General features: G+C 63.6%; 14 protein-coding genes. 11 read left to right on the plus strand and 3 right to left on the minus strand.

Going from position 1 to position 13,402, the window contains the following annotated elements:
- Window position 1: 1 nt before the first annotated feature.
- From dxs to C4900_RS12135, 8 genes are all read left to right on the plus strand, one after another.
- Complete coding sequence (gene dxs / locus C4900_RS12100) at window positions 2-1,882, plus strand: 1-deoxy-D-xylulose-5-phosphate synthase (protein WP_114283164.1); 1,881 nt, start codon at window positions 2-4, stop codon at window positions 1,880-1,882.
- Window positions 1,883-1,926: 44 nt separating this feature from the next.
- Window positions 1,927-2,742 carry a GTP cyclohydrolase FolE2 gene (gene folE2, locus C4900_RS12105; RefSeq protein WP_065972210.1) on the plus strand — a complete coding sequence of 272 codons (816 nt, stop codon included), beginning with the start codon at window positions 1,927-1,929 and terminating at the stop codon, window positions 2,740-2,742.
- 72 nt (window positions 2,743-2,814) lie between these two features.
- Window positions 2,815-3,243 carry a MarR family winged helix-turn-helix transcriptional regulator gene (locus C4900_RS12110; protein WP_065972209.1) on the plus strand — a complete coding sequence of 143 codons (429 nt, stop codon included), beginning with the start codon at window positions 2,815-2,817 and terminating at the stop codon, window positions 3,241-3,243.
- A gap of 24 nt (window positions 3,244-3,267) precedes the next feature.
- Window positions 3,268-4,155 (plus strand): HlyD family secretion protein, encoded by an 888-nt coding sequence (locus C4900_RS12115; RefSeq protein WP_065972208.1) that lies wholly within the window; start codon window positions 3,268-3,270, stop codon window positions 4,153-4,155.
- Between the two features lie 11 nt (window positions 4,156-4,166).
- Entirely contained in the window at window positions 4,167-4,625 is a 459-nt protein-coding gene (locus tag C4900_RS12120; protein WP_065972207.1) for a universal stress protein, read from the plus strand.
- Complete coding sequence (locus tag C4900_RS12125; RefSeq protein ID WP_065972206.1) at window positions 4,622-6,139, plus strand: DHA2 family efflux MFS transporter permease subunit; 1,518 nt, start codon at window positions 4,622-4,624, stop codon at window positions 6,137-6,139. Before C4900_RS12120 ends, C4900_RS12125 begins: the two co-directional genes overlap by 4 nt.
- Window positions 6,140-6,260: 121 nt before the next feature.
- Window positions 6,261-6,965 carry a type 1 glutamine amidotransferase gene (locus C4900_RS16375; RefSeq protein ID WP_065972205.1) on the plus strand — a complete coding sequence of 235 codons (705 nt, stop codon included), beginning with the start codon at window positions 6,261-6,263 and terminating at the stop codon, window positions 6,963-6,965.
- The gene (locus C4900_RS12135) at window positions 6,956-7,870 is read left to right on the plus strand and encodes an ROK family protein (RefSeq protein ID WP_211306935.1); all 915 of its coding nucleotides are present in this window, start codon (window positions 6,956-6,958) and stop codon (window positions 7,868-7,870) included. Before C4900_RS16375 ends, C4900_RS12135 begins: the two co-directional genes overlap by 10 nt.
- Window positions 7,871-7,969: 99 nt before the next feature.
- Here C4900_RS12135 and tnpA read toward each other — a convergent pair whose 3' ends face one another.
- On the minus strand, window positions 7,970-8,383 hold the full coding sequence (gene tnpA / locus C4900_RS12140) for an IS200/IS605 family transposase (protein WP_114283165.1): 414 nt from the start codon (window positions 8,381-8,383) through the stop codon (window positions 7,970-7,972).
- 23 nt (window positions 8,384-8,406) lie between these two features.
- On the opposite strand from tnpA, the gene C4900_RS12145 reads away from it, so the two are divergent.
- The 3 genes from C4900_RS12145 (at window position 8,407) to C4900_RS12160 (ending at window position 12,142) form a co-directional block, all read left to right on the plus strand.
- Window positions 8,407-9,738 (plus strand): RNA-guided endonuclease InsQ/TnpB family protein, encoded by a 1,332-nt coding sequence (locus tag C4900_RS12145; protein ID WP_114283166.1) that lies wholly within the window; start codon window positions 8,407-8,409, stop codon window positions 9,736-9,738.
- Window positions 9,739-9,903: 165 nt separating this feature from the next.
- Complete coding sequence (locus C4900_RS12155) at window positions 9,904-11,604, plus strand: proline--tRNA ligase (protein WP_065968867.1); 1,701 nt, start codon at window positions 9,904-9,906, stop codon at window positions 11,602-11,604.
- Complete coding sequence (locus C4900_RS12160) at window positions 11,573-12,142, plus strand: transglycosylase SLT domain-containing protein (protein ID WP_211306936.1); 570 nt, start codon at window positions 11,573-11,575, stop codon at window positions 12,140-12,142. The genes C4900_RS12155 and C4900_RS12160 overlap by 32 nt, the downstream gene beginning before the upstream one ends.
- A gap of 142 nt (window positions 12,143-12,284) precedes the next feature.
- Here the strand turns inward: C4900_RS12160 and C4900_RS17390 are convergent, their stop codons facing one another.
- The gene (locus tag C4900_RS17390; protein ID WP_228579975.1) at window positions 12,285-12,716 is read right to left on the minus strand and encodes a helix-turn-helix domain-containing protein; all 432 of its coding nucleotides are present in this window, start codon (window positions 12,714-12,716) and stop codon (window positions 12,285-12,287) included.
- A gap of 180 nt (window positions 12,717-12,896) precedes the next feature.
- Entirely contained in the window at window positions 12,897-13,178 is a 282-nt protein-coding gene (locus C4900_RS12170) for an acylphosphatase (RefSeq protein WP_211306938.1), read from the minus strand.
- Window positions 13,179-13,402: the final 224 nt, after the last annotated feature.

Genomic DNA, 13,402 nt, shown 5'->3' on the forward strand with positions numbered 1-13,402 from the left:
AATGACAAAGACCGGGCACGCGCTTTTGCGCACCATCGATTCCCCCGCGGACCTTCGGCGGCTGCCCGAAGGCGTACTTCCCCAGCTGGCCCAGGAATTGCGCGAATACCTCATCACCAGCGTGAGTCGCACCGGGGGTCATCTTGCCGCCGGATTGGGTACGGTCGAGCTTACGATCGCCCTGCATTATGTGTTCGACACGCCCGAGGACCGTATCGTATGGGATGTCGGTCACCAGACCTACCCACACAAGATCCTCACTGGCCGGCGCGAACGCATGGCGACTCTACGCAAGGCCAACGGCTTGTCGGGCTTTCCGAAGCGCTCGGAGAGCCCCTATGACACCTTTGGCGTCGGCCATTCCAGCACCTCGATCAGCGCGGCACTGGGGATGGCGGTGGCCGCCAAACAGGCACGCGAGGCACGCCAGGTGGTGGCGGTCATCGGGGATGGCGCACTCACTGCCGGTATGGCCTTCGAGGCCCTGAACAATGCCGGCAGCATGGATGCCGATCTGCTCGTGATCTTGAACGACAACGACATGTCCATATCGCCGAACGTCGGAGCATTGTCGAGCTATCTGGCCCGTATCCTGTCGGGACGCGCGTATACGAGCGTGCGCAGCGGCAGCAAGACGGTCCTTAGCACCGTGCGTCCGGTGTTTCAGTTCGCCAAGCGCATCGAGGAGCACATGAAGGGCATCATCATGCCCGGGACGCTGTTCGAGGAACTCGGCTTCAACTATATCGGTCCGATCGACGGACACGATCTTGCAAGCCTCATCCCAACGCTCAGGAACATGCGCAGCCTGAAAGGGCCGCGCTTTCTCCACGTCGTGACCCGTAAGGGCAAGGGCTATACGCCCGCCGAGGGCGACCCCTGCGTCTACCATGGGGTGACGCCTTTCGATCCACAAACCGGCAAAATGGAGACCAAGGCCTCGGGTAAGACCTATACCCAGATCTTCGGCGAATGGCTGTGCGACATGGCGGCGGCGGACTCGCGGCTTATTGGCATCACACCGGCGATGCGCGAGGGATCGGGGCTCGTGGAGTTTTCGGAACGCTTCCCGGACCGATACTTCGACGTCGGCATAGCCGAACAACACGCCCTGACATTCGCTGCGGGACTTGCCTGCGAGGGTCTAAAGCCCGTGGTCGCCATCTATTCGACCTTCCTGCAGCGCGGTTACGATCAGGTCATCCATGATATCAGCCTGCAAAACCTCCCCGTCATGCTAGCCATAGACCGGGGCGGGCTCGTGGGTGCCGACGGGCCGACCCATGCCGGAAGCTTTGATTTGAGCTTCATGCGCTGCCTGCCGCACTTCGTCATCATGGCCGCGAGCGATGAGAATGAATGCCGGCAGATGCTCTATACCGCCTACCAGCACGACGGGCCGACCGCGGTCCGTTATCCACGCGGCAGCGGGCCCGGCGTGGCTGTCGAGCGGGCCATGACGGCATTACCGATCGGCAAGGCCGAGGTCCGCCGCCACGGGACGCGCGTTGCCCTGCTCGCCTTCGGCTCGCTCCTCAGTGCGGCCCTTGGCGCCGGCGAGACACTGAATGCAACCGTCGTCAATATGCGCTTCGTGAAACCGCTGGACGAGGCGCTCCTCATCCGCCTGGCACGCTCCCATGAATTCTTCGTCACCATCGAGGAGAATGTCGTGGCCGGAGGCGCAGGCAGCGGGGTGGGTGAACTCGTGGGGCAACTGCAGCTGCCGGTACGAGTCCTGAATCTCGGCCTGCCCGATAGCTACATCGAGCACGGATCCCCGGCACAGATGCTGGCTGATTGCGGGCTGGACGTATCGGGTATAGTCCGGCAGGTCCGAGGCGCCATGCCAGAGCTTGCGCGGGCGTCAGAATCGGCCTAGAATATTATATTGTTGACTAGATTACTCAAGATTAAGGTCCCGCTATGATCGCTGCACCGTCCGGTGCGCGAGCCGACTGCATCGCCGATGTGCAAAGCAGCGTCGACTCGCGTCAGATCGCCATAGACAAGGTTGGCATCAAGGACATCCGCCATCCGGTGCGGGTCAAAGACCGCAGTCAAGGCGAACAACATACCATCGCGCTCTTCAACATGTACGTCGAACTGCCCCATAACTTCAAGGGCACGCACATGTCGCGCTTTGTCGAGATCCTGAACCGTTACGAGACCGAGATATCGGTCGAGTCCTTCCAGGATATGCTGGTGGAGATGGCCCGGCGCCTCGAGGCCGACGCCGGGCATATCGAGATGACCTTCCCATATTTCGTCACCAAGACCGCGCCGGTCTCGGGTGTGCGCAGCCTCATGGATTACGAGGTAAGCTTTCGTGGCGCGATTCGCGATGGCCACAGCGTCACCACCATCAGCGTGGTCGTTCCGGTCACGAGCCTCTGCCCATGCTCCAAGGAAATCTCCGAGCGTGGTGCGCACAACCAGCGGTCGCATGTGACCCTGGCGGTCAGAACCAATCAGTTCGTGTGGGTCGAGGACCTGATCGATCTCGTCGAAAAAAAGGCGAGCTGCGAACTCTACGGGCTCTTGAAGCGTCCCGACGAGAAATTCGTCACCGAGCGCGCCTACGATAATCCGCGATTCGTGGAGGACATGGTCCGCGAGGTCGCAAGCGCCCTGAATGCCGACCCACGCGTCGACGCCTACACCGTGGAATCCGAGAACTTCGAATCGATTCACAACCACTCGGCCTACGCCCTTATCAAAAAAGACAAAACGGCTACCTGACCCACGCAACCCTTGCGCGGTGGGGGCGGCATCTGTTAGCCTCCTAATAATTAGGGTGAGAAAGGGCGAGCGATGGGGCTTCCTCAAGAGTCGTTTGCAGGAATACTCCATGAAACGGCGCGGCTGTGGCGGACCGAGCTGGATCGACGGCTGCGACCGCTTGGCTTAAGCCAGGCCAAATGGCGCATGCTGGTCCATATTGCCTGTAGCGACAACTGCACACAGGCCGAGCTTGCGGCACGCCTTGGGGTCGAGGCGCCGACGGTCGTGGGCTTACTGGACCGCCTGACCGCCGATGGCCTAGTCATGCGACGGGAATCGCCGCATGACCGGCGCAGCAAGACCGTTCATCTCTGCGAGGGGGGGCGTGCCTTGATGCGGCCCATAAGCGAAATGGCCGAAGACCTGAGCCACGAACTTCTTACGCAGCTGAGTGCCGAGGAAGTGACCATTACTACCGCTGCCCTCAATAAAATCCGTGACCGGCTTTTATCTCTTTAAGACTTCAAACAGGCCCAACCCCTCATGTCTCGACTGTCGCAGATAGTCCGCGCCCTGCTCCGTCAAAAGGCCCTGCTCGCCTTCGTCGCCATCCTCCTCCTCTATGGCGCTTATGTGTATTGGCGCAGCCTTCAGGATTACGTGAGCACGGATGATGCCTATGTGGGCGCCCATGTCGTGTCGATAGCCGCACAGGTCTCCGGACCGGTGGCACGGGTGTTTGTCCACAATAACCGGCCGGTTCGCGCCCATCAGCGCCTGTTTGAGATCGACCCGCATCCCTATCAAATCGCCGTGCTCGCGGCGCGCGCCTCGGTCGCGCAACGCCAGGCCCTGCTCGCCAATGCCGAGGCCATTAGCGGTCGCACGCAACGCATGGCCGTGCACCACTTTTTGTCATCACAAGCCTCGGAGACGGCACAGGCCACGGTCAAGGCCGACCGCGCCGCCCTGGCCGCCGCCAAGGCCGCGCTCGCGCGCGCGCGACTCAATCTCTCTCACTGTCTGGTGCGTGCACCGACCAATGGTTACCTCAGCAACATGCGCCTGCGACCCGGCGCCTACATACAGGCGGGCACGCCGCTGTTCGCCCTGATCGCGAGCCGCGAGTATTGGGTAACGGCCAACTTCAAGGAGACCTCCCTTAGCCGCGTGGTCGTAGGCGACCGTGCCCACATCCATATCGACATGTACCCAAATCAACGCTTCCGCGGTAGAGTAGTAGGCATCAGCGGCGGGAGCGGTACGGCCTTCTCGCTCCTTCCACCGGAAAACGCCACCGGGAACTGGGTCAAGGTCACGCAGCGCGTTCCGGTGCGGATATTGATTCTAAACCCGAACCCCCGCTGGCCACTCAGGATCGGGACGAGCGCGACCGCCACGGTCTTTTTCCGCAAGGCCCGCAAACATTGACGGAGACGCCCATGGTCTTTCGCACCATGCTCCTCTGTTACGACGGCACCCGTGAGGGGCGCACCGCGCTCCATCAGGGGGCGGAACTGGCAAGTGCCTGCGGCGCCTTCGTCCACCTCCTTGCCGTCGTCCGTACCAGCGCCACAGCGATCGTGGGCGAATCGCTGTCGAGTGATGCACCGTTTGCGGAACAGACGCGCCAGACCGAAGAGATCTTGAACGAGGGCGTCACCCGGCTTACTGAGCGTGGCGTAAAGGCGCGGGGACATGTGGCGCTGGGCGAGCCCATAGACGAGATCGCGCGCGCCGCAAAGACCCTGCAGGTGGATCTTATCGTACTCGGCCACCGCACACAGTCGGCATTCGCGCGATGGTGGCGAGGGTCCGTGGGTGTAACACTCCTCGATCTGTCAGCGTGCAGCATCCTGGTATGTATCGAGAATCCTCCCCCTCCTGAAATCGGGCCGTGAGCCCCAGACAGCGCCTGCTGATCACGATTGCGGTCATGGCAACGACCGTGATGCAGGTGCTCGACACCACGATCGTGAACGTCGCCCTACCGCACATGGAAGGGCAACTCGAGGCCACTCCCGATCAGATCACCTGGGTGCTGACGAGCTACCTCGTGGCGTCCGCGGTGTTCATGCCGCTCACGGGGTTTTTCATGGACCGGCTCGGCCGCCGACGTTACCTGCTCATCAGCATCTTCGGGTTCGTACTGTTCTCCGCCTTGTGCGGATTGGCCGGCTCGCTTGATCAGATCGTCGTGTTTCGTCTGTTGCAGGGGGCCTTCGGGGCCTCCCTGGTCCCGCTTTCGCAGGCCATCCTGGTAAGCGTCTACCCGATCGAGGAACGTGGACGGGCGATGGCCATATGGGGCATCGGGGTCATGATAGGCCCCATTCTCGGACCCACCCTGGGCGGCTATCTGACTGAGGTCTTGAGCTGGCGCTGGACCTTTTTCATAAACCTTCCGGTCGGCATCCTCTCCTATGTCCTGGCGCTCACATCGGTCCCCGACACCGCGCGCCACGAGCGTGCCATGGACTGGGCGGGGCTGGCCTATCTGGCCCTATGCATCAGTGCCCTGCAATTCCTTTTGGATCGCGGCAACGAATATGGCTGGCTCGGATCGCGGCGCATTCAGCTGGCGGTGGTGGTGGCGATCGCCGGTCTGGTGGCCTTCGCGGTGCATAGTATCGGGCGGCGCGGAGCGCGCCTCTTCGATCTGCGCATCCTCGCCGACCGCAACTTTACGGTGGCAAGCCTCCTGCTCGCGATCTTCGGTCTCGGCATGTACGGGTCCATGGTCATGCAGCCGCTATTTCTCGAAGAACTCCTTCACTACCCGACGCTTACCACCGGTCTCGCCATGGCGCCGCGGGGCATCGTGAGCGCATTCAGTATGTTGATCGTAGGCCGGCTCATCACCCGCATGAGTCCGCGTATCCTGATCACCATCGGCATCGTCTTGAGCGGCCTTGGGACCTGGGCCATGGGACGCTACGACCTCTATATCGGTGAATGGCAGGTCATTTGGCCGATACTGATCCAAGGTCTGGGCCTGGGTATGATCTATGTGCCGCTCTCGACAGTCGCATTCTCGACGCTCCCGCGCGAGTCGGCATCGGAGGCCGCGGGGCTCTTTAGCCTTATGCGCACGGTCGGCTCATCCATCGGCATCTCGCTGGTCACGACCATGTTCATCCGCCATGGCCAGATTGCATGGAACGCGATAGGGGCGCACATCAGCACCTTTGGGGCAGCCGCCACTACCTATCTCGCGCCCCTGCACCTGCTGCCGCAATCCGCGCTCGGCGCCCGCGTGCTGGCCGGGACCCTGACCCGACAGTCGCAGATGGTGGCCTTCGATGCCGCGTTCGTGTTTATCACGATGAGCTTTGTCGCCATGTTGCCACTCGTGCTTTTGATCAAGGGGCACCGGCTGGGCGGAGAAACATCCCCCATGGTCGCCGCCGACTAGGGCGCTCGCCTTTAATACCGCTATACTGACGCACGGGCGATCCGACCCCGTCGCGCACGGCCGTGCTCGGGTGGGGCCTGGAATCGGGACGATAGTCAACGAATCAAGGCCTCTCCATCAGATGAAACCTCTTGCCATTTTTCGACATGCCCCCGGCGAGGGCCCGGGCTACCTAGCCGATGTCCTGAAAAGGCATGGCCTGCCCCATACCCTGATCCGCGTCGATCAGGGTGATGCCATGCCGCAGACGGCCCGCGATTACTCGGGGCTCATCTTCATGGGCGGCCCCATGAGCGTAAATGACCCCCTACCATGGATCCCCAAGGCCCTGACGCTCATCCGCGAGGCGCAGGCTGCTGGCCAGCCGGTGCTGGGCCATTGCCTGGGGGGCCAACTCATCAGCAAGGCCCTAGGTGGAGTGGTCGGACCCAACCCGGTGATGGAGATCGGCTGGGGTCTGGTCGAGCGCGTGCCGGGCGAGGCCGGCCGGCAATGGCTCGCCGGTCTGCCCGAGCGCTTCGAGGTCTTCCACTGGCACGGCGAGACCTTCACGATCCCACAGGATGCCGCCCCGATCCTGACCGGCCCCTTCTGCCGACATCAAGGCTTTGTCATCGGTCGCACCCTCGCCCTGCAGTGCCACATCGAGATGACCACCACCATGATCGACGCCTGGGCGGGCAGCACCGCCGGGCGACGTCTCGTGGCCTCGCCCTCGGTTCAAACCGCCGAGGTCATGCGCGCGGATGCCGCCGCCAAGGTCGCGTCCCTGCACAAAACCGCGGACATCCTCTACGCCCGCTGGCTCGATGCCCTGTGCGCATAGGCATCGACCTCGGCGGCACCAAGATTGAAGGAATCGCGATGGACGCCTCGGGCCGCGAGCTTGCCCGTCGGCGCATAGCGACTCCGGCCGTGCGGGGCTATGACGCGATCCTGGAGGCGATCGCGGCGCTTGTCCGGGATCTCGAGGGCGTAACCGAAGGTCCGTGCACCGTGGGCGTCGGTAGTCCGGGCGCGATCTCGCACAAGACCGGGGTGCTGAAGAACTCCAATACCATCTGCCTCAACGGCCGACCACTGCGCGAGGACCTCGCGCGCCGCCTCGATCGCCCGGTGCGCCTTGAGAATGACGCCAACTGCCTGGCCTTGAGCGAGGCACGCGACGGGGCCGGCCAGGGCCGGCGCTGCGTATTCGCGGTCATCCTCGGCACCGGGGTCGGCGGGGGCCTCGTCCTCGACGGGGCCTTGTGGCCGGGACGCCAGCACATCGCCGGCGAGTGGGGACACAACGTCCTGGAGACCGACGGCCCGGCCTGCTACTGCGGGCGCCGGGGATGCGTAGAGACCCTGCTCTCCGGTCCGGGGCTTGCCGCCAGCTATCGGGCCCTGGGCGGGCAGGATGGGGCCACGGCCCAGGAGATCGCATCGCGCGCCGCGTGCGATGCCCGCGCGCAGGCCGCCCTCGATCTCTATTGCGCGCGCCTCGGGCGCGCGCTGGGGGTCGTGGTCAATATCCTGGACCCGGACGTGATCGTGCTCGGCGGCGGCTTGAGCGCGATCCCGGCCCTCTACACCGAGGTGCCCACACTCCTCGCGCAAGCGGCGTTCACGGATGATCTGACCACGCCCATTGTCCCCGCCCAACACGGCGCCGCCTCCGGCGTGCGCGGCGCCGCGCACCTATGGCCGCCATCGCCCCTGGAACCCCGCAAAGGCGCCGCGCCATAAGGCCTTTTAGGTAAACGGCGCCCATGACCCAGTGCGCGACAAGCCCCGCCCGTTCAGGGCGGGGAAGGATAGCGCGGGCGGCGTAGCCGTCCTGGGCTTTCAGTGTGGTGTCTGTTGCTGCTCAATGTACTGCCGCACGATAGAGATCGGGGCGCCCCCGCAAGAGGACGCAAAGTAGGACGGCGACCAGAGAACGCCATTCCAGTAGCGCTTGTGAACGTCGGGGCGCTCTTTGCGCAGTAATCGACTGGACACGCCCTTGAGGCTGTTCACGAGGTTTGAGACGGCGACCTTGGGCGGGTATTCGACCAGTAGATGCACATGATCGTCCTCGCCGTCCATCTCGATCAATTGCGCCTCGAAGTCGGCGCAGGTTTTGGCGAAGATGATGCGCAGCCGCTCGATGGCGTCGCCGTCGAATACCTTGCGACGGTATTTCGCCACAAAGACCAAATGTACATGCATCTTGAAGACGCAGTGCCGTCCGTGTCGAATATCGTTGTCATTGCTCATAGACCAAGAGTATAATTTGATCTATGCAGCGCCTCCAAGCCTTCAAGTATGAACTGATACCGACTGGCGATGAGCAGCGTCAGATGCGCCGCTTCGCCGGCTCGTGCCGTGTCGTGTTCAATGAGGCGCTGGCTTTACAGAAGAAACGCTACGAGCGTGGCGAGAAGAGGCTTGGCTACGCCGGACTGTGCAAGGAACTCACCGCATGGCGCAATGGCGCCCCGCTGCCATCCGGCCGCACGGCGGCCTGGCTTGCGGACGCGCCCGTTCACCCGCTGCAGCAGACGCTCAAGGACTTGGAGCGGGCCTACGCCAACTTCTTCGCCAAACACGCCGACTTCCCGTGTTTCAAGAAGAAGGGCCAACGCGACCGCTTTCGCGATCCCGATCCGAAGCAGATCAAGCTCGATCAGGCCAACGATCGGGTGTTCTTGCCCAAACTCGGGTGGTTGCATTATCGCAACAGCCGGGAGGTGCTGGGCACGGTGAAGAATGTCACCGTGTCCCTGAGCGGTGGCAAGTGGTTCATCAGCATCCAGACCGAGCGCCATGTGGCCGAACCCGTCCCCCCTGCCTCCAGCATGGTCGGCATCGACAGGGGGATCATGCGCTTCGCCACGCTCTCGGACGGCACGTTCGTGGCCCCGCTCAACGGTTTCAAGCGGCACCAGGACCGGTTTCGCAAGGCCCAGCAGTCCATGAGCCGCAAACAGAAGTTCAGCCACAACGGGAAGAAGGCGAGGGCCCGCGTCCAGCGCATCCATACCCGGATCGGTGCTACCCGCCGCGACTTCCTGCACAAGACCACGACTGCGACCGGCCATGCGGCCGGCCATGTCAGCCAAAACCACGCGATCGTATGTCTCGAGGACCTGCCGGTGCGGAATATGTCCCAATCAGCGGCCGGCACAACCGAGAAACCGGGAAGAACCGTCCGGGCCAAGTCCGGCCTGAACAAGTCCATCCTCGACCCGGGCGGGTTCGAGTTCCGCCGCCCACTGGACTACAAGCTGGCGTGGAACGGCGGCTGGCTCGTCGCCGTGCCGCCGCACTACACCAGCCGGACGTGCCCGTGCTGTGGCCACATCAGCGCCGACAATCGCAAGACGCAAGCCCGATTTGCCTGCGTGGAGTGCGGTTTCGCGGACAACGCCGATCTCGTCGGCGCGATCAACATCCTTTCCCGCGGGATGCACATGCTGCGGGACGAAGGGCAGGACACGGCGGACGCTTCCGCCGGGTGGGACACCACAGCCCGAATCGCCTGTGAAGTGAGCGGTGCAGTCATGCCGCCAGCAGCAGGAACCCGCCGAAGCGACTTAGGGGCAGCTCAATGCCGCGCCTTGGCGCCGTAGGAATCCCCGGCCTCATTGCAGGCCGTATGGCCTGTCAGGCCGGGGAGGATGTCAATCCCGCTTCTGTGGTATTCGTATATCATTACCATAGGTGGCACGGTAAGCGGCAAGCCCGCCTGCAGCGCCAGATGACCGGCTTCAATCACCGAGGACCCTTCCCAAACCATGCGTACCCAGGCGCTATTGCTGGCCACCTTGAAAGAAAACCCGGCGGACGCCGAGATCGTAAGCCATCGCCTCATGCTGCGCGCCGGCATGATCCGCAAGCTCGCCTCGGGACTCTATACCTGGCTACCCATGGGGCTGCGTGTGCTGCGCAAGGTTGAGGCCATCGTCCGCGAGGAAATGAACCGGTCGGGCGCCCAGGAGGTCTTGATGCCGGCCGTCCAGCCCGCCGAACTCTGGCAGGAATCCGAACGCTGGCAATATTACGGACCGGAACTCTTGCGGCTCACCGATCGTCACGACCGGGCATTCTGCTTCGGCCCTACTCATGAAGAGGTGATCACCGATCTCGCACGCCGCGAGATCCGCAGCTACCGCCAGCTGCCCATGAACTTCTATCAGATCCAGACTAAATTCCGCGACGAGGTACGCCCACGGTTCGGGGTCATGCGCGCACGCGAGTTTTTGATGAAAGACGCCTATTCCTTCCATGCCGATCAGGCCTCACTCAAGGCCACCTACGAGATCATGTACGCGACCTATCAGCGCATATTCACGCGCCTTGGTCTGCGTTTTCGTGCGGTACGTGCCGACACCGGGAGCATAGGCGGCGATGCCTCCCACGAATTCCATGTCTTGGCCGACACCGGCGAGGACGCGATCATCACCTGCCCGGCGTGTGACTACGCCGCTAATGTCGAGCTCGCGCAAAGCGGCGCAGCGCAGGCCCGGGCGACGGCCGCAGAGACCCTCGCCGAGGTGTCTACCGGCACGGCCCACAGCGTGGACGAAGTAGCGCAGACCTTGTCGGTCAGCACGGCGCGCATCCTAAAGACGGTGTTCATCAAGGGCATACACGGCCCGATTGCGCTGTATGTGCGCGGCGACCGCGAGATCAATCCGGTCAAGGCCGCCAAGGTCCCCAACGCCCTGAGCCCTTTGACCTTCGCCACACCCGCCGAGGTGCGCATCGCGGGCGGTGTGCCGGGGGCCGCCGGACCCAAGGGACTCGCGATCCCGGGTTACGCCGACCCCGAGGCCCTGGCGCTTGCCGACTTCGTATGCGGCGCCAATCGCGAGGACCATCACTTCAAGGGCGCCAATTGGGGGCGCGACTTTCCGGAGCCCGCGGCGTTCGATCTGCGTGAAGTGGTGGCCGGCGACCCCTGCCCGCAATGCGCAACGGCCCTAGAGCGCGGTCGCGGCATCGAGGTCGGGCATATCTTTCAGCTGGGCACGAAATACAGCAGCCGCATGGCCGCGGGCTTTTTGGACGAAACCGGCCGGTCCCAGCCGTTCATCATGGGCTGCTACGGCATCGGCGTGTCGCGCGTGGTGGCGGCGGCCATCGAACAAAACCACGACGAACGGGGCATCGTCTGGCCGACCCCGATCGCACCCTTTGCAGTCGCCATCGTGCCCATCGGCTTCCATAATTCCCCGCAAGTGGCACAGGCCGCCCAGCGCCTCTACGACGATCTGCTGAGTGCGGGCATCGATGTCCTACTCGATGATCGCGACGAACGCCCGGGCGTGCTGTTCGGGGACATGGACCTGATCGGCCTGCCGCACCGGCTCGTGATCGGTGATCGCGGTCTTAAGGCCGGTACCATCGAATACAAGGGGCGTGGCGATGCCGAGCCCGAGAACTGGCCGCTCGCCGATGTCCGTGCCCGGCTTGCCAAGCGCCTGGCGTCTTAGGACCCTAGGCCTCGCGCTGTGGGCACTGGCCCAGGCGTCAAGCGCCGCTGCCCCCACCGCGACGCCCTGGGGGCACATCCCCATCCACCGTGACGCATTCCCGAACCGCTTCGCAGCCGAGGTGTGGCTCGCCGACATGTCACAACGCCTCTCGGTCCTGGTCCCGGGGCGGCGCTTTCGGCTACGCCTGCTCGAAGACGTCCGGTACGCAGCGCTGCGCGAGGGCCTGCGCCCGCGCGTGGTGCTCGCCGTGATCGAGGTGGAGAGCGCCTTCAACCCCTACGCGATCTCCCCCCGGGGCGCGCTTGGTCTCATGCAGGTGATGCCGTTCTGGACGAAGCGGCTGGGAGAACCGACCGCCAACCTCTTTCGGATACGCACCAACCTGCGCATGGGGTGCCATATCCTCCGACATTACTTGAACCGTCACCGCGGCGATCTATTCACGGCACTCGCCGCCTATAACGGCAGCAACGGACTGCCCTACTACCCCGACCGTGTCTATCGCGTCTTCCACGCACGCTGGTTCCATCAATAGCGGGCTCGCCACGCTCCTTCCGCTCGCACTGGTCTTAGTGTGTGAAAGGATAACCGAGACCGTAAACTGAACCGGGTTACATTCCCTGGCATGGATCTGCGAAAGTAGGCGCTGCGCGAGAGACTTACGGTCATGCTGCCGCTCACGCTGGGGGCAGGCGGATATGGGTCGCATATGGACAAGGGGGCATGCCGGCCGTGGCACGTGCACAGTATAAGCCGTCAAACGATCTCGGCGGCCTGAGGACCTGGAAGCAGGCGCCATCCGAACGGGTTCGGACCACGGCGGGACCGCAAACACCTGAGGACACGTGAACCGCAGTTGGCGGAGACGCGCGGGACACTGATCGATCCGACAGCGCGCGGCGATCCGCTGTCGCCGTTGCGCTGAGCACGAGGAACCTGGAGCGGCACTCACACAAGCCGGATACACCGTAAGCTACCCTACTGTGGCGAATCGGCTGCATGAGCCGGACTATGAACACGACACGGCACGAGCCAGCGAAGCGGCGCATCTGACGCTGCTGGTCGCCGGTCGGTATCAGTTCATACTTGAAGGCTTGGAGGCGCTGCATGCGGATAGTATAGATCACCGAAAGGACGCCTTCGGCGTCCGCGCTATCCTTCCCCGCCCTGAACGGCGGGGCTTGTCGCGCACTGGGTCAAATGTGACCTGCCTCCCCGGCAGGGCCAAGGTGTCCCTTCGCGGGCCAGCAGGGTCTCGCTGCCATCGCGCCGATGCGCGCCTCGCATCCTCAGATCTCGTCGTAACGCACCAAAAAGCTCTCGGGTATGCGCCCTTCGTCTGCCGCCTCGCGCCCCACACCCATGACCTGCGCCCCCGCCGGACCCTTGGCGATCCGCGCGGTCAGCGCCGCAAGCGCCGTCTCCGGACCGCACGCCAGAACCTCGACGGACCCATTCGCGCGATTGCGCACCCAGCCGGTCACGCCAAGATGACGCGCCTCATCGCGCACATAGGCCCGAAAGCCGACGCCCTGCACGGTCCCCGTGACGGTCAATCTGACACAACCCATAGCCTCCTCCCTAAGACCCATCGCGCTCCGGCGCTTTGCGCTTATCCTCGCACAGGGCCTTCCCTTATATCCATCCATACAGAGAGGTTTTGTGAGCCTGCATCTCTGACCCGGTGCGCGACAAGCCCCGCCGTCATTGTCGGCGATATGGCCTATCAGGGCGGGAAGCATGTCAATGACCGCATCGTCGCCACGCCCGCCAACTGGCGCAGCACGACGATGTG

Origin of the sequence: Acidiferrobacter thiooxydans (assembly GCF_003333315.1) — a bacterium.
GTDB lineage: Bacteria > Pseudomonadota > Gammaproteobacteria > Acidiferrobacterales > Acidiferrobacteraceae > Acidiferrobacter > Acidiferrobacter thiooxydans.

What these genes read in the sequence shown, in the direction of transcription:
- C4900_RS12155 (WP_065968867.1), top strand. Translation starts at nt 9,904, where the DNA reads ATGCGTACCCAGGCGCTATTGCTGGCCACCTTGAAAGAAAACCCGGCG.
- C4900_RS12120 (WP_065972207.1), top strand. Translation starts at nt 4,167, where the DNA reads ATGGTCTTTCGCACCATGCTCCTCTGTTACGACGGCACCCGTGAGGGG.
- C4900_RS12145 (WP_114283166.1), top strand. Translation starts at nt 8,407, where the DNA reads ATGCAGCGCCTCCAAGCCTTCAAGTATGAACTGATACCGACTGGCGAT.
- C4900_RS12110 (WP_065972209.1), top strand. Translation starts at nt 2,815, where the DNA reads ATGGGGCTTCCTCAAGAGTCGTTTGCAGGAATACTCCATGAAACGGCG.
- tnpA (WP_114283165.1), bottom strand. Translation starts at nt 8,383, where the DNA reads ATGAGCAATGACAACGATATTCGACACGGACGGCACTGCGTCTTCAAG.
- C4900_RS16375 (WP_065972205.1), top strand. Translation starts at nt 6,261, where the DNA reads ATGAAACCTCTTGCCATTTTTCGACATGCCCCCGGCGAGGGCCCGGGC.
- C4900_RS17390 (WP_228579975.1), bottom strand. Translation starts at nt 12,716, where the DNA reads ATGCAGCGCCTCCAAGCCTTCAAGTATGAACTGATACCGACCGGCGAC.
- dxs (WP_114283164.1), top strand. Translation starts at nt 2, where the DNA reads ATGACAAAGACCGGGCACGCGCTTTTGCGCACCATCGATTCCCCCGCG.
- folE2 (WP_065972210.1), top strand. Translation starts at nt 1,927, where the DNA reads ATGATCGCTGCACCGTCCGGTGCGCGAGCCGACTGCATCGCCGATGTG.
- C4900_RS12115 (WP_065972208.1), top strand. Translation starts at nt 3,268, where the DNA reads ATGTCTCGACTGTCGCAGATAGTCCGCGCCCTGCTCCGTCAAAAGGCC.
- C4900_RS12170 (WP_211306938.1), bottom strand. Translation starts at nt 13,178, where the DNA reads ATGGGTTGTGTCAGATTGACCGTCACGGGGACCGTGCAGGGCGTCGGC.